This is a genomic window from Streptomyces sp. NPDC057136 (genome assembly GCF_042670885.1).
GTDB lineage: Bacteria > Actinomycetota > Actinomycetes > Streptomycetales > Streptomycetaceae > Streptomyces.
Genome location: NZ_JBHUUV010000029.1, coordinates 64644 through 86920 on the forward strand (window position 1 = coordinate 64644; position 22277 = coordinate 86920).

The window sequence follows — 22277 nt, forward strand, 5'->3', positions numbered from 1 at the left end:
TCAGGCTCCTTGAGCTTTGGGCGAGGTCTCTGTGGCCGAGCTCAGAGGTTCGGAGGCCGATCCCCTGGGAGGCACATCAGCGGCGGAGTCCCCGCCCTTGCCGCCGCGCACAGCGTTGCGCAGCAGTTCGTGCCAGCGCGGACGCTTGCGTGGCGGGACATGATCCACACCGCCGGGTGACCACGGATTGCATCGCAGGATGCGCCATGCGGTCAGCGCCGTTCCCTTGATCGCACCGTGCCGGTCGATCGCCGTATATCCATAGTGGGAACACGACGGGTAGTAGCGGCAGACAGGCCCGAGAAGTGGGCTGATCGTCCACTGATACAGCTTGATGAGAGCCAGCAGCGGGTACTTCATCGCGCGCCCCCTCCCAGGAGCCGCTGAAGGGCGGCATCCAGGTCTCGGGCCAACTGTGCATGCTCGGCGTCGCCCGATCCGGGCAGCGCTCGTACGACAACAAGGCTACCGGGGGGCAGCTGAGCCAGCCGTTCGCGGACCAGATGGCGAAGCCTTCGCTTCACCGCAGTGCGTACGACCGCTCCACCCACAGCTTTGCTGACAACGAAACCCGCACGCGGCGGGGGAGCACTCTCCCCAGTCACGTGCGGGTCCGTTGAACCGCTGCTTAGATGGACGACGAGTAGCGGGCGACCAGCCCGGCGTCCTCGTCGTACCGCGGTCGCGAAGTCCTCGCGCCGCCTCAGCCGATTCTCGGTAGGCAGCACGTCATGGACCTGTTAGCGATCAGGCGGACAGGCTGCTGCGGCCCTTGCCACGGCGGTTCGCGAGAATCGCACGGCCGGCACGGGTACGCATACGCAGGCGGAAACCGTGGGTCTTGGCGCGACGACGGTTGTTCGGCTGGAAGGTGCGCTTGCTCACTCGGGGGCTCCAGAAATGATCGTGTATTGGCGGGACATCGCCTGGCTGTCACCGTGCGCCCACGAGGAACTCGCGTAAACGCCTTAGTGCACCGCTTCACAATCACAGATCGTGATCTTTGCCCATCGGAGGCAGGCGGCAGCAGCCATCGACAACTCGACCTGGTCACGGTACGCGCGGCTGCGCCATCCGGTCAAACCGGCCCCGCGCAACCCCCCGCTGTGCACAGCCTGTGGACAACAACTTGAACCGTGCGGGTCGGCCTGACTACCGTGGCTGAACTCCGGTTCTTTTCCTTCCCGACTGCCGGGCCTCACCCGACCCGACCCATCCCGTCCCGAGAACCACACATTCGTGGGACCTGCGAGAGAGCGTGCCCTGTGGCTGACGTACCTGCCGATCTTGCCGCAGTGTGGCCACGCGTGCTGGAGCAACTGCTCGGGGAGGGGCAGCAGGGCATCGAGCCGAAGGACAAGCAGTGGATCGAGCGCTGCCAGCCCCTGGCCCTGGTCGCCGACACCGCACTGCTCGCCGTCCCCAACGAATGGGGCAAGCGCGTCCTGGAGGGCCGGCTCGCGCCGCTCATCAGCGAGACGCTCACCCGTGAGTGCGGCCGTCCGATCCGTATCGCGATCACCGTCGACGACTCGGCGGGCGAACCGCCGTCCCCGCCGGCGCCCCCGATGCATCAGTCGCACCAAGGCCAGCAGTCCCACCGCTACCAGGGGCCGCAGCGCGACGACCCCCAGCACGAGGACTCCTACGACAATTACGGCCGCCGGCCCTCCGACGACGGCATGCCCACGGCTCGTCCGGCCTACCCGGACTACCAGCAGCAGCGTCCCGAGCCCGGCGCCTGGCCGCGGACCCAGGACGACCTCTCCTGGCAGCAGCCCCGGCACGGCGGCTACCAGGACCGCGATCCGTACGCGAACCCGCGCCCCCAGCAGCCGCAGCACGACTACCGGCCCCAGCCGCCGGAGCGCCAGGGCTACGAACAGCAGCGCCCCGACCGCCACGACATGCAGGAGTCGCAGCCCCAGCACCGCCAGAACGGCCCCGGCACCGGGCGCGGCGGCGGTGGTCCCGGCACGATGGGCGGACACTCGTCACCCACGCCGCGCCCCGGCGAGCCGCAGGCCCGGCTGAACCCGAAGTACCTCTTCGACACGTTCGTCATCGGTGCGTCGAACCGGTTCGCGCACGCCGCGGCCGTGGCCGTCGCCGAGGCCCCCGCGAAGGCGTACAACCCCCTGTTCATCTACGGGGAGTCGGGGCTCGGCAAGACCCACCTGCTGCACGCCATCGGGCACTACGCACGGAGCCTCTATCCGGGGACCCGGGTGCGGTACGTGAGCTCGGAGGAGTTCACCAACGAGTTCATCAACTCGATCCGCGACGGCAAGGGCGACACCTTCCGCAAGCGCTACCGCGACGTGGACATCCTGCTGGTCGACGACATCCAGTTCCTGGCGAGCAAGGAGTCGACGCAGGAGGAGTTCTTCCACACCTTCAATACGCTGCACAACGCGAACAAGCAGATCGTGCTGTCCTCGGACCGGCCGCCCAAGCAGCTGGTGACCCTCGAGGACCGGTTGCGCAACCGTTTCGAGTGGGGTCTGACCACCGATGTGCAGCCGCCCGAGCTGGAGACGCGCATCGCGATCCTCCGCAAGAAGGCGGTCCAGGAGCAGCTCAACGCCCCGCCCGAGGTGCTGGAGTTCATCGCCTCCCGCATCTCGCGGAACATCCGGGAGCTGGAGGGCGCCCTGATCCGGGTGACCGCCTTCGCCAGCCTCAACCGGCAGCCCGTCGACCTGGGACTGACCGAGGGCGTACTGAAGGATCTGATCCCGGGCGGTGAGGACGCGGCACCCGAGATCACCGCGCCGGCCATCATGGCGGCGACCGCCGACTACTTCGGTCTGACGGTGGAGGACCTCTGCGGATCGTCGCGCAGCCGAGTGCTGGTGACAGCTCGCCAGATCGCCATGTATCTGTGCCGCGAGCTGACGGACCTGTCCCTGCCGAAGATCGGCGCCCAGTTCGGCGGCCGTGACCACACGACGGTGATGCACGCGGACCGGAAGATCCGTGCGCTGATGGCGGAGCGGCGCTCCATCTACAACCAGGTCACCGAGCTCACCAACCGCATCAAGAACAGCTGACAGCCTGGGCTTCGGCCCCTGCTACGACGAAGAGGGCGCCCCGGGAGGACCGTAAATGGCCTCCTGGGGCGCCCTTCGTCGTGCCAGGGAGCCTCAGGAGAGGCCCAGGGACGGTTCAGGAACGGCCCAGGAACGGCCTGGGAAGACTCCTGGAGCCGCCCGAAACCGCTCGCGACCACCCGGCCGACCCACTCTTCCGCGTCCCCGCTGTTCGAATACGGCCTCGCGGAGGGCACTTCTCCACAGATCTACGGGGAATCCACCGTCCACAGCCTGGGGAATACAAAGTTGTCCATAATGCGTCCACAGGACCGACTGCCGATACTCCATCAGGCCAGGTCAGGTGGCTGGGGATTTGTGGTCAACGATGATCCACAGCCTGTGGACAACTTATTCGTCCACAGGGGGCCGTTGGGGTTGTCCACCGACGGCCCACAGGCTGGATGATGTTGTCCCCAACTTCTCCACACCCCTGTCCACTGTTCGGCAACGCAACACACGCTCTCACCGTCCGGAGTGAAAGGCGTCACACCAAGGGGGCCGGTTGGGCTGTGGGGAACCGGGGTAAAGCTGGGGACAGCCCTGGGGAGAAGTGACCGGCTCCTGTGCATCGGGTGTGCAGAACTTTCGTGTGTCCACAGAAGCCCTCAGTTGTCCACCGGTGCCGCCCACAGGGTCGGTGGACAAAAAACTGTGTCTGACCTGCGAAAACGACGTTATCCACGGTTTCCACAGGCCCTACTACTACTGCCACACATAGTTAGCCAGGAATCCGCTTCGAAGTGGGGCCTGTGCACAACTTCGGCCGGGCCGCTCCGGACCTCTTCTCGCGACTTGACCCCGAGCAGCAACGAGTGTCGGTGCCGTACGTCAGACTGGACCCCGGCGTCCTCCCCAGCCCCACGGCAGGAAGACCCCGATCAGACGACGAAGGCCAGCAGGGCGAGCGAGCAACAGCAGGAGGCGGTTCCGGTGAAGATCCGGGTGGAGCGCGATGTACTCGCGGAGGCGGTGGCCTGGGTGGCCCGGAGCCTCCCGGCCCGTCCGCCGGCGCCCGTTCTCGCGGGCCTTCTTCTGAAGGCTGAGGACGGAGCCCTCAGCTTCTCGAGCTTCGACTACGAGGTCTCGGCCAGGGTCTCGGTGGACGCGGAGATCGACGAGGACGGCACGGTGCTCGTCTCCGGCAGGCTGCTCGCCGACATCTGCCGCGCCCTTCCGAACAGGCCGGTGGAGATTTCCACAGACGGTGTACGGGCGACCGTGGTCTGCGGCTCCTCGCGATTCACACTCCACACCCTTCCTGTGGAGGAGTACCCGGCGCTGCCGGAGATGCCGACCGCGACCGGCACCGTTCCCGGTGAGGTTTTCGCCTCGGCCGCCGCCCAGGTCGCCATCGCCGCGGGCCGTGACGACACCCTCCCCGTCCTCACCGGCGTCCGGATCGAGATCGAGGGCGACACCGTCACCCTCGCCTCCACCGACCGCTACCGCTTCGCGGTCCGTGAGTTCCTGTGGAAGCCGGAGAACCCGGACGCCTCGGCGGTGGCTCTCGTGCCCGCCAAGACGCTCCTGGACACCGCCAAGGCGCTGACCAGCGGTGACACGGTCACGCTCGCGCTGTCCGGTTCCGGCGCCGGTGAAGGGCTGATCGGTTTCGAGGGCGCGGGGCGGCGTACGACAACGCGTCTGCTCGAAGGCGACCTGCCGAAGTACCGGACGCTGTTCCCCACCGAGTTCAACTCGGTCGCGGTCATCGAGACCGCCCCGTTCGTCGAGGCCGTCAAGCGTGTGGCCCTCGTCGCCGAGCGGAACACCCCGGTGCGGCTCAGCTTCGAGCAGGGCGTGCTGATCCTGGAGGCCGGTTCCAGTGACGATGCACAGGCTGTGGAGCGCGTCGACGCCGTGCTCGACGGTGACGACATCTCGATCGCCTTCAACCCGACGTTCCTGCTGGACGGGCTCAGCGCGATCGACTCCCCGGTCGCCCAGCTCTCCTTCACGACGTCCACCAAGCCCGCCCTGCTGAGCGGCCGTCCGGCCGTCGACGCGGAGGCGAACGACGCGTACAAGTACCTGATCATGCCGGTCCGCCTCTCCGGCTGATCCGGCGATCGGGACCTGTCACGGCAGCATCCGGCGGGCACGCTCAGCGCTGAGCAGGCCCGCCGCGCTGTCCCCGGCCGGGCGTAGGCTCGGCCTTGGGTACGAATCGGCACAACGCTTAAGGAATCTCTGATGGAGCTCGGTCTCGTCGGCCTCGGAAAGATGGGCGGCAACATGCGCGAGCGCATCCGCCGCGCAGGCCACACCGTCATCGGTTACGACCGCAACCCGGATGTCTCCGATGTCCAGAGCCTCGAAGAGCTCGTGGGCAAGCTGAAGGGCCCGCGGGTCGTCTGGGTGATGGTCCCGGCGGGTGCCGCGACCCAGTCCACCGTCGACGAGCTGGCGGCCCTGCTGTCACCCGGCGACATCGTGGTCGACGGCGGGAACTCCCGCTGGACGGACGACGAGAAGCACGCGGTCGAGCTGGGCATCAAGGGCATCGGCTTCGTCGACTGCGGAGTCTCCGGTGGCGTCTGGGGCCTGGAGAACGGCTACGCGCTGATGTACGGCGGCGACGCCGAGAACGTCGCGAAGGTTCAGCCGATCTTCGACGCCCTCAAGCCCGAGGGTGACTTCGGCTCCGTGCACGCCGGCAAGGTCGGCGCCGGGCACTTCGCGAAGATGGTTCACAACGGCATCGAGTACGCCATGATGCAGGCCTACGCCGAGGGCTGGGAGCTCCTGGAGAAGGTCGACTCCGTCACCGACGTGCGCGAGGTCTTCCGCTCCTGGCAGGAGGGCACGGTCATCCGTTCCTGGCTGCTCGACCTGGCGGTCAACGCGCTGGACGACGACGAGCACCTCGACAAGCTGCGTGGTTTCGCCGCAGACTCCGGCGAGGGCCGCTGGACGGTGGAGGCCGCCATCGACAACGCGGTGCCGCTGCCCGCGATCACCGCGTCGCTCTTCGCGCGGTTCGCCTCACGTCAGGACGACTCCCCGCAGATGAAGATGATCGCCGCGCTGCGCAACCAGTTCGGCGGCCACGCGGTCGAGAACAAGAAGTAGATCGAGCAGCACCAGCACGGAGCAGGAAATCGGGAGGTCGGCGCACATGCACGTCACGCATCTCTCGCTGGCCGACTTCCGCTCGTACGCCCGGGTCGAGGTTCCTCTCGACCCGGGCGTCACCGCGTTCGTGGGCGCCAACGGCCAGGGCAAGACGAATCTCGTCGAGGCCATCGGCTATCTCTCGACGCTCGGCAGCCATCGTGTCTCGTCCGATGCGCCGCTGGTGCGGATGGGGGCGGAGCGGGCGGTCATCCGGGCCGCCGTCACCCAGGGCGAGCGTTCGCAGCTGATCGAGCTCGAACTCAATCCGGGGCGGGCGAATCGCGCCCGGATCAATAGGTCTTCGCAGGTCAGGCCCCGTGACGTGCTGGGCATCGTACGGACCGTGCTGTTCGCTCCGGAGGATCTGGCCCTGGTGAAGGGCGATCCCGGGGAGCGCCGCCGTTTCCTCGACGAGCTGGTCACCGCGCGTTCGCCGAGGATGGCGGGGGTCCGTTCCGATTACGAGCGGGTGCTGAAGCAGCGCAACACCCTGCTGAAGTCCGCGGCGATGGCGCGCAGGCACGGTGGCCGTTCGATGGACCTGTCGACGCTGGATGTCTGGGACCAGCACCTGGGCCGCGTGGGTGCCGAGCTGCTGGCGCAGCGGCTGGATCTGATCGCCACGCTGGAGCCCCTCGCGGACAAGGCGTACGGGGATGTCGCACCGGGCGGCGGTCCCGTGACCCTGGAGTACCGGAGCTCGATCGGTGCCGGGGTGGAGCCCGCGCGGACACGCGATGAGCTGTACGAGCAGGTGATCGCCGCGCTCGCGGAGGTCCGTAAGCAGGAGATCGAGCGGGGCGTGACCCTGGTCGGTCCCCACCGTGACGATCTGCTGCTCGGGCTGCGTGGAATGCCGGCCAAGGGCTACGCGAGTCATGGCGAGTCCTGGTCGTACGCGCTGGCGCTGCGCCTGGCCTCGTACGAGCTGCTGCGCTCCGAGGGCAATGAGCCGGTGCTGATTCTGGACGACGTGTTCGCGGAGCTGGACGCGCGGCGCCGGGAGCGCCTGGCGGAGCTGGTGGCTCCGGGCGAGCAGGTGCTGGTGACGGCCGCCGTGGACGACGACGTTCCGGGCGTGCTCGCGGGCGTGCGCTACGGGGTGTCCGCGGACGGGGTGGAGCGGGTATGAGCAGCCGCAGAGGGACGTCCGGGGCCTCGGGGCCCCGTGCGGGTGGTTCCGAGCCCTCGCTGGACTCCATGGGTGAGCCGGATGTACGTGAACGAGCGGCGAAGCAGCCGGAGGTCTCCGGGGTCGATCTGGCGCGTGTGGCCCTGCGGGCGGCGAAGGAGCAGGCGCGTGCGCGTGGTGCTGCGGCGCAGCAGAAGAAGCAGGCCAGACGAGGCGGCGGGCTGCGTTCTGGGGCACGGTCCGACGGTCGTGATCCGTTGCCGCTGGGTTCGGCGATCAACCGGCTGATCACCGAGCGCGGGTGGGAGACGCCTGCGGCGGTGGGCGGGGTGATGGGGCGGTGGCCGCAGATCGTGGGCGACGATCTGGCGAACCACTGCGTGCCGTTGCGGTACGACGAGGCTCCGGCCGAGCGTGTGCTGACCGTGCAGTGCGATTCCACGGCGTGGGCGACGCAGCTGCGACTGCTGGCTCCGCAGCTGGTCGCTCGGCTGAACACGGACCTCGGGCACGGCACGGTGCGGGTGATCAAGGTGCTGGGGCCGACAGGTCCGCAGCGCCGCTTCGGTCCGTTGCGGGCACCGGGAAGTACGGGCCCTGGGGATACGTACGGCTGAGCTGGGGTTTTCCCGCTCCGTGGTGGTGGTGCCCCGGCCTGTGCCGGGGCTTTTCGCTTCGTCTCCCCTACGGCGGGGCCCCACTCCCGGTGCTGTCCGCTGCTCCCAGGTTGTGTCGTTATGTGGTGGTTGGCGGCCGCCGGTCGGTGCGCGGTGTCCCTCACCGTAGTGGGAGGTTGACAGGCCGAAGCGCTCAATGCCCGTGTGAGCCTCCTTGGGCCCCTTCCCGGATATGGGGAGTCGGTAGGCGCTGGTTCAGGGCGGCACATGCGGACTCAGGTACCGGCAAACCCCCATTCATGTCGGCGCTACCGGTAGACTGGTGGCTAATCCCGTCCCTGTACGGGATTCGTCGCTACAAGCCGAACGACGCAGCCGCTCCCGCCTGTCCGGAGAACGGCCTGTGCTGTGCCAGAAAGGGCGCTTCGTGGCCGATTCCGGCAACCCCAACGAGAAAAACCCGTCCACAACCGGTGAGAACGGCGAGGTCACGTCTTCGTACGACGCCAGTGCGATCACCGTGCTCGAGGGCTTGGACGCGGTCCGCAAGCGGCCTGGCATGTACATCGGTTCCACCGGTGAGCGCGGTCTCCACCACCTCGTGCAAGAGGTTGTCGACAACTCGGTCGACGAGGCGATGGCCGGGCACGCGGACACCATCGACGTCACGATCCTCCCCGACGGCGGGGTGCGTGTCATCGACAACGGCCGTGGCATCCCGGTCGGCATCGTGCCGTCCGAGGGCAAGCCGGCCGTCGAGGTCGTGCTTACCGTTCTGCACGCGGGCGGCAAGTTCGGAGGCGGCGGCTACGCCGTCTCCGGTGGTCTGCACGGCGTCGGCGTGTCCGTCGTCAACGCCCTGTCCACGCGGGTGGCCGTGGAAGTCAAGACGGACGGCTACCGCTGGACCCAGGACTACAAGCTCGGTGTCCCGACAGCCCCGCTGGCCCGTCACGAGGCCACTGAGGAGACGGGGACGACCGTCACCTTCTGGGCCGACGGAGACGTCTTCGAGACCACCGACTACTCCTTCGAGACCCTCTCGCGCCGCTTCCAGGAGATGGCGTTCCTCAACAAGGGGCTCACCCTCAAGCTGACGGACGAGCGTGAGTCGGCGAAGGCGACGGCGGGTGCGGACAGCGTCGACGCGGTCGAGGTTCCCGAGGAGGAGCCCGTCCGGACGGTCACGTACCACTACGAGGACGGCATCGTCGACTTCGTGAAGTACCTGAACTCCCGCAAGGGCGATGTCATTCACCAGTCGGTGATCGACATCGAGGCCGAGGACAAGGAGCGACTCCTCTCGGCCGAGATCGCGATGCAGTGGAACACGCAGTACACGGAGGGGGTCTACTCCTTCGCCAACGCGATCCACACGCATGAGGGCGGTACGCACGAGGAGGGTTTCCGTGCGGCGCTGACCTCTCTGGTCAACCGGTACGCGCGCGACAAGAAGCTGCTGCGCGAGAAGGACGACAACCTCACGGGTGAGGACGTCCGCGAGGGTCTGACGGCGATCATCTCGGTGAAGCTTGGCGAGCCGCAGTTCGAGGGCCAGACGAAGACCAAGCTGGGCAACACGGAGGCCAAGACCTTCGTGCAGAAGGTCGTCCACGAGCAGCTGACGGACTGGTTCGACCGGAACCCCAACGAGGCCGCCGACATCATCCGTAAGGGCATCGCCGCGTCGACCGCCCGGGTGGCGGCCCGCAAGGCCCGTGACCTGACCCGCCGCAAGGGGCTCCTGGAGAGCGCCTCGCTGCCGGGCAAGCTCAGCGACTGCCAGTCCAACGACCCGACGAAGTGCGAGATCTTCATCGTCGAGGGCGACTCCGCCGGTGGTTCGGCGAAGTCGGGCCGTAATCCGATGTACCAGGCCATCCTGCCGATCCGAGGCAAGATCCTGAACGTCGAGAAGGCCCGGATCGACAAGATCCTGCAGAACACCGAGGTCCAGGCCCTCATCTCGGCTTTCGGTACCGGGGTCCACGAGGACTTCGACATCGAGAAGCTCCGCTATCACAAGATCATCCTGATGGCGGACGCCGACGTCGACGGCCAGCACATCAACACCCTGCTGCTGACGTTCCTGTTCCGCTTCATGCGACCGCTGGTCGAGGCCGGGCACGTGTATCTCTCGCGCCCGCCGCTCTACAAGATCAAGTGGGGCCGGGACGACTTCGAGTACGCGTACTCGGACCGTGAGCGCGACGCCCTGGTCGAGCTCGGCAAGCAGAACGGCAAGCGGACCCGGGAAGACTCGATCCAGCGCTTCAAGGGCCTCGGCGAGATGAACGCCGAGGAGCTGCGCATCACCACGATGGACCAGGACCACCGGGTGCTCGGCCAGGTCACGCTGGACGACGCGGCGCAGGCCGACGACCTGTTCTCGGTGCTGATGGGTGAGGACGTCGAGGCACGGCGCTCGTTCATCCAGCGCAATGCCAAGGACGTCCGCTTCCTCGACATCTGAGTCGGCCGTACAAGCAAGCCGCAGCTCGAAAGGACTTTGACCAGCAATGGCCGACGAGAACACCACTGTCACACCCGAAGAGGAGCCCGGTGTCCCGGGCATCGGTATGCGTGTCGAGCCCGTCGGGCTCGAGACGGAGATGCAGCGCTCCTACCTCGACTACGCGATGTCCGTCATCGTGTCGCGTGCCCTGCCGGACGTGCGGGACGGGTTGAAGCCCGTCCACCGCCGCGTGCTGTACGCGATGTACGACGGCGGCTACCGGCCCGAGAAGGGCTTCTACAAGTGCGCCCGTGTCGTCGGTGACGTCATGGGTACGTACCACCCGCACGGCGACTCCTCGATCTATGACGCGCTCGTTCGACTGGCGCAGCACTGGTCGATGCGCATGCCGCTCGTGGACTCCAACGGCAACTTCGGTTCTCCGGGCAACGACCCGGCCGCGGCGATGCGGTACACCGAGTGCAAGATGATGCCGCTGTCCATGGAGATGGTCCGGGACATCGACGAGGACACCGTCGACTTCAAGGACAACTACGACGGCCGTAACCAGGAGCCGGTCGTCCTCCCGGCGCGTTTCCCGAACCTGTTGATCAACGGCTCGGCGGGCATCGCGGTGGGTATGGCCACCAACATTCCGCCGCACAACCTGCGCGAGGTCGCGGCCGGTGCGCAGTGGTATCTGGAGCACCCTGAGGCTTCGCACGAGGAGCTGCTGGACGCGCTGCTCGAGCGGATCAAGGGCCCCGACTTCCCGACGGGCGCGCTCGTCGTGGGCCGCAAGGGCATCGAGGACGCGTACCGCACGGGCCGCGGCTCCATCACGATGCGGGCGGTCGTGGCGGTCGAGGAGATCCAGGGCCGCCAGTGCCTGGTCGTCACGGAGCTTCCGTACCAGACCAACCCCGACAACCTCGCGCAGAAGATCGCCGACCTGGTGAAGGACGCCAAGGTCGGCGGCATCGCGGACGTCCGCGACGAGACGTCCTCGCGCACCGGTCAGCGCCTGGTCGTCGTACTCAAGCGTGACGCGGTCGCCAAGGTCGTACTGAACAACCTGTACAAGCACACCGACCTGCAGACGAACTTCGGCGCGAACATGCTGGCGCTCGTCGACGGTGTGCCGCGCACGCTGTCGATCGACGCGTTCATCCGGCACTGGGTGACGCACCAGATCGAGGTCATCGTCCGGCGTACGAAGTTCCGCCTGCGCAAGGCCGAGGAGCGGGCGCACATCCTGCGCGGTCTGCTCAAGGCGCTGGACGCGATCGACGAGGTCATCGCACTCATCCGGCGCAGCAACACGGTGGAGATCGCGCGTGAGGGCCTGATGGGCCTCCTGGAGATCGACGAGATCCAGGCGAACGCGATCCTGGAGATGCAGCTGCGCCGACTGGCCGCGCTGGAGCACCAGAAGATCACCGCCGAGCACGACGAGCTCCAGGCGAAGATCAACGAGTACAACGCGATCCTGGTCTCGCCCGAGCGGCAGCGGCAGATCGTCAGCGAGGAGCTGGCGGCGATCGTCGAGAAGTTCGGCGACGACCGGCGTTCCAAGCTGGTGCCCTTCGACGGTGACATGTCCATCGAGGACCTGATCGCCGAGGAGGACATCGTCGTCACGATCTCTCGCGGCGGCTATGTGAAGCGCACCAAGACGGACGACTACCGCTCGCAGAAGCGCGGCGGCAAGGGCGTGCGCGGTACGAAGCTCAAGGAAGACGACATCGTCGACCACTTCTTCGTGTCGACCACGCACCACTGGCTGCTGTTCTTCACGAACAAGGGCCGGGTCTACCGGGCGAAGGCGTACGAGCTCCCGGATGCCGGCCGGGACGCGCGTGGTCAGCACGTCGCCAACCTGCTGGCCTTCCAGCCGGACGAGCAGATCGCCGAGATCCTGGCGATCCGCGACTACGACGCCGCGCCTTACCTGATCCTGGCGACGAAGGGCGGTCTCGTGAAGAAGACCGCGCTCAAGGACTACGACTCCCCGCGCTCCGGCGGTGTCATCGCGATCAACCTCCGGGAGACCGAGGACGGCAGCGACGACGAACTGATCGGTGCGGAGCTGGTCTCGGCCGAGGACGACCTGCTGCTCATCAGCAGGAAGGCCCAGTCGATCAGGTTCACCGCGACGGACGATGCGCTGCGCCCCATGGGCCGTGCCACCTCGGGCGTCAAGGGCATGAGTTTCCGCGAGGGCGACGAACTGCTCTCGATGAATGTTGTCCGGCCGGGTACGTTCGTGTTCACTGCCACCGACGGTGGGTACGCGAAGCGGACCCCTGTCGACGAGTACCGCGTTCAGGGTCGCGGTGGCCTGGGTATCAAGGCCGCCAAGATCGTGGAGGACAGGGGCTTGCTCGTCGGTGCGCTGGTGGTGGAGGAGACGGACGAGATCCTCGCCATCACGCTCGGCGGCGGTGTGATTCGCACGCGAGTCAATGAAGTCAGGGAGACGGGCCGTGACACCATGGGCGTCCAACTGATCAATCTGGGTAAGCGCGACGCCGTCGTCGGCATCGCGCGCAACGCCGAGGCCGGTCGCGAGGCTGAAGAGGTCGATGGGACCGATGATGCCGAAGGCGAGACGGTCGAGGCTCAGGCCGAGAGCGTGGTCGAGGGCACTGCCGAGGGCACGGAGCCTTCGGCCGGGTAGCACGAGGAGTAGAGCGTGAGTGGAGCCACGGGCGCCGGTTCGGACGCTTCCGGAGCTGGAGCGAACGGTGCCCGTGGCCCTGCCACGGACTCCCAAGGGGGCACTGTGACGGACACTCGGGGGCCACAGCCCCAGTACGAGGGTTACGCGACCGGGCCGTTGCCCGGTGAGCGCGAGCCCGCGCAGGGGCAGGCGGGCCCCTACCACCCGCCGCAGGCCTACGCGGCGCCTGTGGGCGGCCCGCAGGGCGAAGACGGCACCATGGGGGGCGCGCAGGCCACGCGCCGGCCTCGGACGGGCGCACGGACCACTCCGCGTACGCGCAAGGCGCGTCTGCGGGTGGCCAAGGCCGATCCGTGGTCGGTGATGAAGGTCAGCTTCCTGCTCTCCATCGCGCTGGGCATCTGCACGGTGGTCGCGGCCGCGGTCCTGTGGATGGTGATGGACGCCATGGGCGTCTTCTCCACCGTGGGCGGCACGATCAGCGAGGCCACCGGTTCGAACGAGAGCAACGGCTTCGATCTGCAGTCGTTCCTGTCGCTGCCGCGGGTCCTCGTCTTCACCTCGGTCATCGCGGTGATCGACGTGGTGCTGGCCACCGCGCTGGCGACGCTGGGCGCCTTCATCTACAACTTGTCGGCCGGCTTCGTGGGCGGAGTCGAGCTCACTCTGGCCGAGGACGAGTAGCGCGCCAGGTATCGATTTTGGGACTGGCCCCGACGTGCGCTAATCTTCAGAAGTCAGCGCACAGCGCGGCGGGGCTATAGCTCAGTTGGTTAGAGCGCATCCCTGATAAGGATGAGGCCACAGGTTCAAATCCTGTTAGCCCCACCAGTAGTACAAAGGCCCCCAACCATTCGTGGTTGGGGGCCTTTGACGTTCACTGGGGAGCCGTTGGTGTGTGCGTGGGGCTGTGGGTAATCACGTGGGACCTTTGGCGATCACGGTGCACCGCAGCCGACCGCGGGTCCCGTTGTTGGAGCGGAGTGGAGCGGGGGACGCGGGCTCAGGGGGCGTGGACGCGTGGACGCATGGAAAAGGCCCCTGTCCGGTGTGAACCGGACCTGGGGCCCTGTGTCGGTCGTGTGCGCCTCTCAGCGCTCTCGGTGCCCTCAGGGCGGGAGAAGCGAGGAGTCGCCCGCCGGGGCGCCGTGGGTGGTGCGTGCGCCGTCAGTGGTGACCGTGGCGTCCGTCGTGTCTGGGGACAGATGCCGGGTGGCCGGCGAGGAGCCGTGGGCCTCGGCGCGGATGCGCTGCTTCATCGTGGGCGGAAGCGCCCTGTCACGCGGAAGGGTCCATCGCACGGCCGGGGCTGTCGGGGTTGCCGCGATGGCACCCGTGTGCTCCTGGGTCGTGACCGTCGGCTCGGCGGCCGTGGCGTGGCTGGTGGCGAGCCCCAGTGTCGCGAGGATCGCGAAGAAGGCGGTGATGAAGGCGGTCCAGATGCTCTTGACCTTGAAGGTGCTCATGGCCCCTCGCTTTCAGGTGGTCCGGTTTGCTTACCTTTCCGATGATGTGGATTCGGCCCGCGATTTCGGCGACCGACGCCCCCGGTACGCAGATCTTCAGATGAACACCACTCGTATGGTGCAACCGGTCCGGAAAATGCCGTTTTCGGTGGTCGGGCGAGGTCGATGGCCGGGCGGCAGTTGCGTTCCAGGCAGGTCACCGATCGGTATCGGCCGGTGTGTATAGTCGAGCGGCAGAAGTCCCTTACGCCAAGGAAAGACGAGGTCGCGCGGTGAAGAAGCTTCTCCTGGTCGCACTGGCTGCCATCGGCGGGCTCCTCGTGTACCGCCAGATCCAGGCGGATCGCGCCGAGCAGGACCTGTGGACGGAGGCGACCGACTCCGTGCCCGCAGGTTCGGGTGTGTGAGACGGAACAGTCCGTTGCGAGCCCCGGTCGCTGAGCGGCCGGGGCTTCGTGCTGTCCGGGGGCCCTGGCTGCTGTTGCGGGAACGTGACGACGGTGCTCTTGAGTTCGCCTACGCAAATCGCTAGCTTGCGAGAGCAAACAAGCTGCGATTTCTGCCTAGGGGGGGCACGGGTGACGGCACGTAAGCACCGCCGCACTGCAACGGCAGGGGTGTTGATCGGCGGGGCGTTCCTCGCCCTGATGGCAGGAGTGCTGCCGGCCGCGGCGTCGGCGCCGGCCGTCGACGATACGAGCGGTTCCGGTGGCAGCAGCCTTGTCATGGTGCTCGATTCGTCCGGCTCCATGGGTGACGACGACGGCGCGGGCAGGACCCGGATGGAGTCCGCACGTGCGGCCGTCGGCACGGTGGTCGATGCCCTGCCAGACGGGCATCCCACCGGCCTTCGGGTCTACGGGGCCGACCGGCCGCAGGGCTGTACGGATACCCGGCTCGTACGGCCTGTCGAGAAGCTGGACCGGGCCGCCGTCAAGAAGGCCGTGGCGGCGGTGCGGCCCCGAGGCGACACCCCCATCGGACTGTCCCTGCAGAAGGCCGCGGAGGATCTTCCCGAGCCCTCCGGCGGCGCCATCGGCACGCGTACCGTCCTGTTGATCTCCGACGGCGAGGACAACTGCGGTACGCCGCAGCCCTGTGAGGTCGCCGAGCAGCTCGGCAAGGACGGGACCGGGCTGCGGATCGACACCGTGGGCTTCCAGGTCGAGGGCGCGGCCCGCGAGCAGCTGGAGTGCATCGCGCGGGCGGGCAACGGGCGTTACTACGACGCGCCGGATGCCGCGGCACTGGCCAGGCAGCTTCAGCGGGCGGCGCAACTCTCCGCGGACGGTTACCGGTTGAAGGGCGAGCGGGTCGCGGGCGCCGTCACCCGAGACAAGGCCCCCACCCTCACGCCCGGGCAGTACCTGGACACGATCGGGCCGGGCGAGAAGCGGTACTACGCCGTCGGCCTCGACGCCGTGTCCACGGTGGACTTCGCGGCGACGGCCGTGCCGCAGCCCGGAGCGGCGGTCGACACCTTCGACGGTCTGAGCACCAGCATCGCGTACGGCACGGACAGCAACTGCGCCACCAATACGGAGCACTTCTACCAGCGGGAGGGAGCGACCCCGCTGACTTCGGCCGTCTCCCGTATCCGTTCGGCGGACGGCACCCGCAGCTGCGACGAGGCGGGCCGGTACTGGTTGGTGGCGGAGCGGAAGAGCAAGAAGGGCTCGGACGCGGCGCGTTGGCCGATCGAGTTGCTGTACGGGGTGGAGGCGCCGCTCGCCGGTGGCGTGACCCCGGCCCAGTCGCAGCCGGAGTACGGAGCCGGTGGCAAGAAGGCCGTACTGCCGGCCGGGGACCCGCGTGAAGTGCGGGGCGGCACCGGTTTCAACGATGCCGAGGAGCTCGGCCAAGGGGTGTGGCGGGACCGGATCCTGCCGGCGCAGACCCTTTGGTACAAGGTCCCGGCCGGGTGGGGTCAGCAGGTCCGCTACGACGTGGAGTTCGCCAACGAGCCGACGGTGAAGGACGTGTCCGGCACCTATTCGTACGGCGGGACGGAGCTGTTCACCCAGGCCCGCTTCCCCCTCGGTAAGGGGAGCGGTGAATTCACTTCGACGGCGCTGTACAGCGGTCGTCCCGCGGCGATCAGGATGGGGTCGGTCCCGGTCGCCTGGACCAACCGTTACGAATCCCGCTCGGTCGTCCAGCCGGTCCACAGCAAGGGCGACTTCTACATTGCCGTGACGCTGGGCGCGAAGGCCGCGGAGATCGCCGAGAATCCGCAGATCGGCTTCGTGCTGAGAGTGGCGGTCCTCGGGGACGAACTGGCCGGTCCGCAGCACGGTGCGCCTGTCCTGGCGGGGAAGTCCACCGGCGGACAGGGCGAGAAGACGGACAATCAGGGCAATTCCACTGTGGCCGAAGACAGCGGCGGTACGGGCGGGGCAGGATGGACCGGCATCGCGGCCGCTGCCGGAGCGGGCGCCGTGGTGGCTGTGATCGCGGGACTCGTGTTTGTACGCAGTCGGCGCAGGGCGGCCACGCAGACGACGAGGGGAAGCGCGTGAAAAGGCAGCGCAACAGGGGCCGGGTGACGCTCGCGTCCATCGCGGCGATGTGCGCGGTGGCGGCGCTGCCGGGTCAGGCGCACGCGGCCGACGACCCGGCTCCGTACGCCTTCGACCCCGACGCGAAGACGGTACGGGGCACGGAGACCAACGCCGAGGCGTCGGAGCTGACGTCCGGTTCGGTCTACAGGAGTGCGATCAAGCCGGGCCAGAAGCTGTACTACCGGCTGAACCTCGACGACGAGACCAACGCCTACGTCTCCGCGGTGGTGGTGCCCGAGTCGGGCGGCCAGGTCGCCTACGGGGACGGCATCACCGTCAGCATCAGGGACGTCGACGATACGCAGTGCAGCTCGGAGGACGCGATCTTCGGTTCGGCGGAATTCGCCCGCCCGATCGCCGCGTACGCGCACCGGATCGTCGAGAAGGGCAACAGCACCTGCAGGGAAGGCGGTGAGTACAACGTACTGATCGAGCGGAAGAGCAACGCCACGTCGTCTCCCGCCGAGTGGGACCTGGAGCTGCGGTACGCGTCGGAGCCGGCGGCGAAGGCCGCGGACGCGCAGGCGACCGAGGCACCGGAGAACTGGTCATCGGCCTCGCCCACACCTCCCACGGGCAAGCAGAAGCGGGCCGGCGGCAGCAGTTTCTACGACGCAACCGGTCTGGAGACCGGTGAGTGGCAGGACAACATCGCGCCCGGTCAGACGCGTTTCTACCGGGTGCCGGTGGACTGGGGACAGCAGATCTTCGCCAGCGCCGCGCTCAGCAACAACACCAAGTCGACCGAGTACATGGGCAACGCGCTCGCGCTGTCGCTGGAGAATCCGGTCCAGGGCCATGTCGATGACGCGACGCTCTCCTACTCGGGGGAGCCGGCCTCCGCCGCCCTGGACCCGCTGCCTCCGGTGGACTACCGGAACCGGTTCGGCTACGCGTCCGATGTCAGCGCCATGCGGTTCGCCGGCTGGTACTACCTGTCGGTGACGCTGAGCCCGAAAATCGCGAAGTTCTACGGCGACGAGGCGATTCCACTGAGGCTGAAGGTCAGTGTCCGCAATGACGCGAAGGCTTCGCCGTACGCGGGTGCGGCCGGCGTCTTCGGCGTCAGCGACGAGGACAAGGACATGGCGAAGAGCGGGCAGAGCGCTCCGCAGGCGGCTCAGAGCGACACGATGAAGCTGGTGGCTGCAGCCGGGATCGGCGCGGGCGCCGTGCTGCTGCTCGGGCTCGGGGCATGGACGCTGCTGGCCAGGCGCCGCACGGCTCCTGCGGCTGTTCCGCCGGGCGCGGGCGGTCAGCAGCCGCCGTACGGCGGTCCGCCGCAGACCTGGTAGGCCGGGGGCTCCGGCTGCCGGTCCCTTGGCCGTCGGCCGTCGGCCGTCGGCCGTCGGCCTGCGGATCAGGCCTGGGTCAGTGCCCAGATACCCACTGCGAAACAGAGCAGAGCGACGAGCAGGACCGGGATCGCCACCTTCGGGGGCGGTCCCGGACGTGTTTGGCGGGCGGGTGCGCCGTGGTGCGGGGAGGCGGCCGGTGAAACCGGCGCGGCGGGATGGGGAACCTGCGGGCGCTGGGCGGTGTAAGCACGAGTAGGAGACGGATCGTGCTGCACCGCGGTGGTGGGGGCCTGGGCGAGATCCGGCGCGGCAGCAGGGAAGGGGGAGCCCGTATGCGGCTGGAGCGGAGAGTGCGGGGCTGCCGGCTGAGCCGTGTGGGGCGGTGTCGCGGTCTGCTGGGGAGGCGGCGCAAGGTGGAAGCTGCCTGTCTCCGACATGGGCGCGGGGACGGGCGTGGGCGGGCCGGACGGCTGGGTGCCGGAAGCCGGGGAGTACGGCTGGGGGTGCGGCTGCTGTGTGTAGGGCTGCTGAGCGGAGTGCTGTGGGGCCTGCGTGTCCTGCTGGGGGTTCTGGGCCGCGTGGTGCTGCGTACCGGCCTGGAGGGGCGCCTGCTCGGGCGTCTGGCGGGCGGTGAGGGGGCCTGCGGGGCCGAATCCGGCCGGCAGCGGCCCGATCTGGTCGAAGACCTCTACCGGCTCCTCGCCCTCGGCCGGTTCCGGCAGCATCTCGACCGCCGCGGTGAGGGCCTTGCGCGCGCCCGTGGCCGTCCGGAAGCGGGCCTGCGGGTCCGGTTGCAGCAAACCGGCAAGGACCTGCCACAGCGGCTCGGGGATTCCCTGCGGGGCGCTCGGAGTTCCGTACGAGGCGAAGTGCTCGACGAGGGCCTGGGAGTCGGGCTTCTTGCCCTGGAGCAGATAGAGCGCGACGAGACCGACCGCGAACAGGTCGGCGGGGAAGTCGGGCTCGGCGCCCATCATTTGCTCGGGTGCGAAGTAACCGGGAGTGCCCACCACGTAGTTGGTCTCGGTCAGGCGTGGCTCGCCCTTGCGCATCGAGATACCGAAGTCGGAGAGCCGCAGATGCGGCCTGCCCGTTCCGGTGGCCTCCATGAGGATGTTGGCCGGCTTGATGTCGCGGTGCACGACGCCTTCCGCATGCACCGTCGACAGCCCGGAGAGAAGCTGATCGAGGAGCATGCAGACGAAGCGCGGGGGCAAGGGGCCGTAGTCACCGATGACATGGGCCAGCGAGCCGCCGCTGACGAGGTCCATGGTGAACAGGACTTTGTCGTCGTCGGCGGCCCAGCTCGCGGGAGCCAGCACATGGGGGTGCTCGATCCGCAGTGCCTGCTCGCGTACGAAGCGCAGCAGCGTATGAGCGTCGCTCTGCTGAAGGACCTTGGCCGCCACATAGCGGCGGCGGCGGTGGTCCCACGCACGCCAGACGGCACCGACCCCACCGCGTCCGATCGGATCGATCAGTTCGTACCGACCAGCGAAGACCTCACCCATTGCGCTGCGTCCGCTCCCAGTTCTGTTTCGGCTCGTGCCCGGTTCCAGGGAGTTGACTCCCGGCCCAGGTGCTTAGCTCTGATGTCCTTCGTAGTGCGCGACCGCGTCGGCGGTGCGCCCGGCGCCGTACACCTTGAGGAACTCTGCCAGTTCCGGGTGGGTCGGGGCGAGGGAGTCCGCCGCATCGATGATGTCGCCAGCCGCGGCGACCGACCGCAGAAGGGACTGGATCTCGCGCACGACGCGCCTGACGGTCGGTGCTCCGCCCGTGGTCGAGGTCTGGCCGGTGGAGGTCAGGACCGACCCGCCCTGCGACTTCTTGATCTCTTCCATCCGGTCGGTCGCCTCTCCCGCACTGACACTGCCGTCCGCGACCTGGCTGGCCAATTCCTGGAGCGCCTGCACCCGCTGTACGACCGCGGGGTTGCCGATCTTGGCGCGCTGGCCGCTCATCAGCTGGGAGAGCATGGGAGCCGACAGCCCGAGCACCGCGGCGAGCCTGGCCTGGTTCAGGCCGAGATCATCGATCAGCCGACGGAAGAGCGCCCCCAGCGGCTCTCCGTACCAACTGCGCTGAAGCTCTCTGGCTCTCGCCGTCGCCTCTTGCTGCGCTGCGTCCATTGCGTCTCCCCTTCGCTGCGGCTTCGCTGCTGCGAACCTCGTCGTGCATCTTACGGAGAGTGGTTGCCGACGGGGAGTCCCAATCCTTTTGCAGGATTCAGGGGGTCACCCGGTACTCTGGTCTGCGACGGTCGCCGCGACACGGACGTGTTCGGTGCTGTCCCCTTTTCGGGGCCTTAGCTCAGTTGGTAGAGCGCTGCCTTTGCAAGGCAGATGTCAGGAGTTCGAATCTCCTAGGCTCCACGCGATTAGACCCCTCTGACCTGCGGGAACGCGGTCAGGGGGGCTTTTTTGTCCCGATTTTGTGTGCTGACATGTCGGCATGGTGGTGCTGACGAGCTGTGGTCAGAGGCCTGAGTTCCGGGGAATCTCGGGGTTTGCTGCTCGCCGCTGCTTCCCGTGGATCTCCTGGGCTCAGCCGGGATGGTGGTGCGGAAACAGAGGGGCTGCGTGGGCTGGGCTGGTGGCGGGCTGGGCTCTGGCCGGTGGTGCGTCCTGCCTGATGCGCGTGCTGAGGCAATGCGAGCCGGGCGGCGGTGGGCCTGTCCGGCCCTGCCCCGCCAGGGAGTGCCGCAGGCGGGCTCGCCGAGCGCGGCGTGACCGTGGTCAGTGGGCCGGCAGCGGGGATCGACACCGCGGCGCACGGCACGGCCCTCGCTGTCGGTGGCCGCACCGTCGGCGTCATCGGCACCGGCCTGCGGCGCTCTTATCCCCCGCAGAACGCCCGGCTGCAGCAGGAGATCGCTGAACGCGGGCTGCTGCTCTCCCAGTTCTGGCCCGACGCGTCGCCATCGAAGGCCTCGTTTCCCCATGCGCAACGCGGTGATGAGCGGCTACAGCCTGGCGACCGTCGTCGTTGAGGCTGCTTACCGCAGCGGGGCCCGCATGCGGGCTCGCCTCGCCCTGGAGCACGGGCGCCGCGTGTTCCTCATGCGTCCTCTCATGACGCATGAGTGGGCACGGGAGTACGCGTCGCGGCCGAACACCACCATCATTGACGGCCCTGACGACGTCTTTGCTGAACTCGACTCCCTCGTCCCCGCCACGGGCGAGCTCACCTGGGCGTAGACGGCGGCCGCGGGTGGCATCCGTCATCGGGCTGTCCGCCCGGTGTGCCGACTTCCTCGTCCACCCTCTGCTGTCCGGGCCGGGTGTCTGCCAGATCTGCCACGGCCGGTGAATGCCGGCTATCCCACCACGCCAACGAACTGTGGCGCTACAAGAACGCTCAGGGCCTTGAACGGCAGCATTTCCGTATGGTGCTGGCGGCCGTGCTGTGGCGCTTTCTCACCGCGCATGAACCCTGCATCAGGGCTGGTTGCGCGGCGCCTTCTTTTGACACCGTCACCACGGTGCCCAGCACCGGTGGACGCACCGACCACCCGCTGCGCGACATGGTGGCCGGCACGGTCGGCCCCACCCGTGACCGCGACACCCGCCCAGCCCCGCGAGCGCGTCCTCGCCGTGGAACTGCGGGACCCGGTCGCTGGTGCCCGCGGAGTGGTGGTTGATGTACGTGCCCTCGGCGATGATCAGTCCCACGCCCCGGTCGAAGGAGCCGGCACCGGCCCGGCAGCCGCCCAGGGCGAGATCTGGCCGTACTGCGCTTCGACCGGGTGCAGGTCATCGCGGACCTGGACGGCTGAGCCCGCGGGGAGTGCGCCGCGGTGCGCGCTCATCGTCCGTACGACAGCCCTTGTCCTCCGAACGGAGGACAAGGG

At 68.2% G+C, this 22277-nt stretch carries 20 protein-coding genes and 2 tRNA genes; 15 read left to right on the plus strand and 7 right to left on the minus strand.

Annotation, left to right across the window (positions count from 1 at the left end):
* The 3 genes from yidD to rpmH are packed head-to-tail and all read right to left on the minus strand — an operon-like array spanning nt 1 to nt 885.
* Nucleotides 1–360: a membrane protein insertion efficiency factor YidD gene (gene yidD / locus ACFT7S_RS28490; protein ID WP_382736706.1), complete on the minus strand. Its 360-nt coding sequence runs from the start codon at nt 358–360 to the stop codon at nt 1–3.
* Nucleotides 357–728, minus strand: a complete 372-nt coding sequence (gene rnpA, locus ACFT7S_RS28495) for a ribonuclease P protein component (protein WP_185299719.1) — start codon at nt 726–728, stop codon at nt 357–359. Before rnpA ends, yidD begins: the two co-directional genes overlap by 4 nt.
* 19 nt (nt 729–747) lie before the next feature.
* Nucleotides 748–885, minus strand: coding sequence for a 50S ribosomal protein L34 (gene rpmH / locus ACFT7S_RS28500; RefSeq protein ID WP_003967884.1), 138 nt, complete (start codon nt 883–885; stop codon nt 748–750).
* 380 nt (nt 886–1265) lie between these two features.
* Between rpmH and dnaA the strand changes: the two genes are divergently transcribed.
* The 9 genes from dnaA (at nt 1266) to ACFT7S_RS28545 (ending at nt 13930) form a co-directional block, all read left to right on the plus strand.
* Nucleotides 1266–3053: a chromosomal replication initiator protein DnaA gene (gene dnaA, locus ACFT7S_RS28505; protein ID WP_382736709.1), complete on the plus strand. Its 1788-nt coding sequence runs from the start codon at nt 1266–1268 to the stop codon at nt 3051–3053.
* Between the two features lie 972 nt (nt 3054–4025).
* Nucleotides 4026–5156, plus strand: coding sequence for a DNA polymerase III subunit beta (gene dnaN / locus ACFT7S_RS28510; protein ID WP_382736711.1), 1131 nt, complete (start codon nt 4026–4028; stop codon nt 5154–5156).
* A gap of 132 nt (nt 5157–5288) precedes the next feature.
* A complete protein-coding gene (gene gnd / locus ACFT7S_RS28515) occupies nt 5289–6167 on the plus strand; it encodes a phosphogluconate dehydrogenase (NAD(+)-dependent, decarboxylating) (RefSeq protein WP_362844775.1) in 879 nt (292 codons plus the stop codon).
* A gap of 46 nt (nt 6168–6213) precedes the next feature.
* Nucleotides 6214–7344: a DNA replication/repair protein RecF gene (gene recF / locus ACFT7S_RS28520; protein ID WP_382736713.1), complete on the plus strand. Its 1131-nt coding sequence runs from the start codon at nt 6214–6216 to the stop codon at nt 7342–7344.
* 68 nt (nt 7345–7412) lie between these two features.
* Nucleotides 7413–7961: a DUF721 domain-containing protein gene (locus ACFT7S_RS28525; RefSeq protein WP_382736747.1), complete on the plus strand. Its 549-nt coding sequence runs from the start codon at nt 7413–7415 to the stop codon at nt 7959–7961.
* Nucleotides 7962–8364: 403 nt separating this feature from the next.
* Nucleotides 8365–10434: a DNA topoisomerase (ATP-hydrolyzing) subunit B gene (gyrB, locus tag ACFT7S_RS28530; RefSeq protein WP_382736715.1), complete on the plus strand. Its 2070-nt coding sequence runs from the start codon at nt 8365–8367 to the stop codon at nt 10432–10434.
* A gap of 46 nt (nt 10435–10480) precedes the next feature.
* Nucleotides 10481–13096, plus strand: a complete 2616-nt coding sequence (gene gyrA, locus ACFT7S_RS28535) for a DNA gyrase subunit A (protein WP_382736717.1) — start codon at nt 10481–10483, stop codon at nt 13094–13096.
* A gap of 105 nt (nt 13097–13201) precedes the next feature.
* Nucleotides 13202–13783 carry a DUF3566 domain-containing protein gene (locus ACFT7S_RS28540; RefSeq protein WP_382736719.1) on the plus strand — a complete coding sequence of 194 codons (582 nt, stop codon included), beginning with the start codon at nt 13202–13204 and terminating at the stop codon, nt 13781–13783.
* Between the two features lie 70 nt (nt 13784–13853).
* A tRNA-Ile gene (locus tag ACFT7S_RS28545) sits at nt 13854–13930 on the plus strand.
* 278 nt (nt 13931–14208) lie between these two features.
* On the opposite strand, the gene ACFT7S_RS28550 is transcribed toward ACFT7S_RS28545, so the two are convergent.
* Nucleotides 14209–14565 carry a DUF6344 domain-containing protein gene (locus ACFT7S_RS28550; protein WP_382736721.1) on the minus strand — a complete coding sequence of 119 codons (357 nt, stop codon included), beginning with the start codon at nt 14563–14565 and terminating at the stop codon, nt 14209–14211.
* A 272-nt stretch (nt 14566–14837) separates the two neighbouring features.
* Here ACFT7S_RS28550 and ACFT7S_RS28555 point away from each other — a divergent pair, with 272 nt between their 5' ends.
* The 3 genes from ACFT7S_RS28555 (at nt 14838) to ACFT7S_RS28565 (ending at nt 18421) form a co-directional block, all read left to right on the plus strand.
* Entirely contained in the window at nt 14838–14972 is a 135-nt protein-coding gene (locus ACFT7S_RS28555; RefSeq protein WP_003958712.1) for a DLW-39 family protein, read from the plus strand.
* A 240-nt stretch (nt 14973–15212) separates the two neighbouring features.
* Complete coding sequence (locus ACFT7S_RS28560) at nt 15213–17084, plus strand: VWA domain-containing protein (protein WP_382736749.1); 1872 nt, start codon at nt 15213–15215, stop codon at nt 17082–17084.
* Complete coding sequence (locus tag ACFT7S_RS28565; RefSeq protein ID WP_382736723.1) at nt 17081–18421, plus strand: hypothetical protein; 1341 nt, start codon at nt 17081–17083, stop codon at nt 18419–18421. The genes ACFT7S_RS28560 and ACFT7S_RS28565 overlap by 4 nt, the downstream gene beginning before the upstream one ends.
* 65 nt (nt 18422–18486) lie before the next feature.
* Here ACFT7S_RS28565 and ACFT7S_RS28570 read toward each other — a convergent pair whose 3' ends face one another.
* Both ACFT7S_RS28570 and ACFT7S_RS28575 read right to left on the minus strand, forming a co-directional pair.
* Nucleotides 18487–19935 carry a serine/threonine protein kinase gene (locus tag ACFT7S_RS28570; protein ID WP_382736724.1) on the minus strand — a complete coding sequence of 483 codons (1449 nt, stop codon included), beginning with the start codon at nt 19933–19935 and terminating at the stop codon, nt 18487–18489.
* Nucleotides 19936–20007: 72 nt separating this feature from the next.
* Entirely contained in the window at nt 20008–20556 is a 549-nt protein-coding gene (locus ACFT7S_RS28575) for a DNA-binding protein (RefSeq protein WP_328911234.1), read from the minus strand.
* A gap of 170 nt (nt 20557–20726) precedes the next feature.
* Between ACFT7S_RS28575 and ACFT7S_RS28580 the strand changes: the two genes are divergently transcribed.
* The 3 genes from ACFT7S_RS28580 (at nt 20727) to ACFT7S_RS28590 (ending at nt 21624) form a co-directional block, all read left to right on the plus strand.
* Nucleotides 20727–20799: transfer RNA gene (locus ACFT7S_RS28580), tRNA-Ala, on the plus strand.
* A gap of 353 nt (nt 20800–21152) precedes the next feature.
* Nucleotides 21153–21416, plus strand: coding sequence for a DNA-processing protein DprA (locus ACFT7S_RS28585; protein ID WP_382736726.1), 264 nt, complete (start codon nt 21153–21155; stop codon nt 21414–21416).
* A complete protein-coding gene (locus ACFT7S_RS28590; RefSeq protein WP_382736728.1) occupies nt 21382–21624 on the plus strand; it encodes a hypothetical protein in 243 nt (80 codons plus the stop codon). The genes ACFT7S_RS28585 and ACFT7S_RS28590 overlap by 35 nt, the downstream gene beginning before the upstream one ends.
* A gap of 464 nt (nt 21625–22088) precedes the next feature.
* Here the strand turns inward: ACFT7S_RS28590 and ACFT7S_RS28595 are convergent, their stop codons facing one another.
* Nucleotides 22089–22235, minus strand: coding sequence for a hypothetical protein (locus ACFT7S_RS28595; RefSeq protein WP_382736729.1), 147 nt, complete (start codon nt 22233–22235; stop codon nt 22089–22091).
* Between the last annotated feature and the right edge of the window lie 42 nt (nt 22236–22277).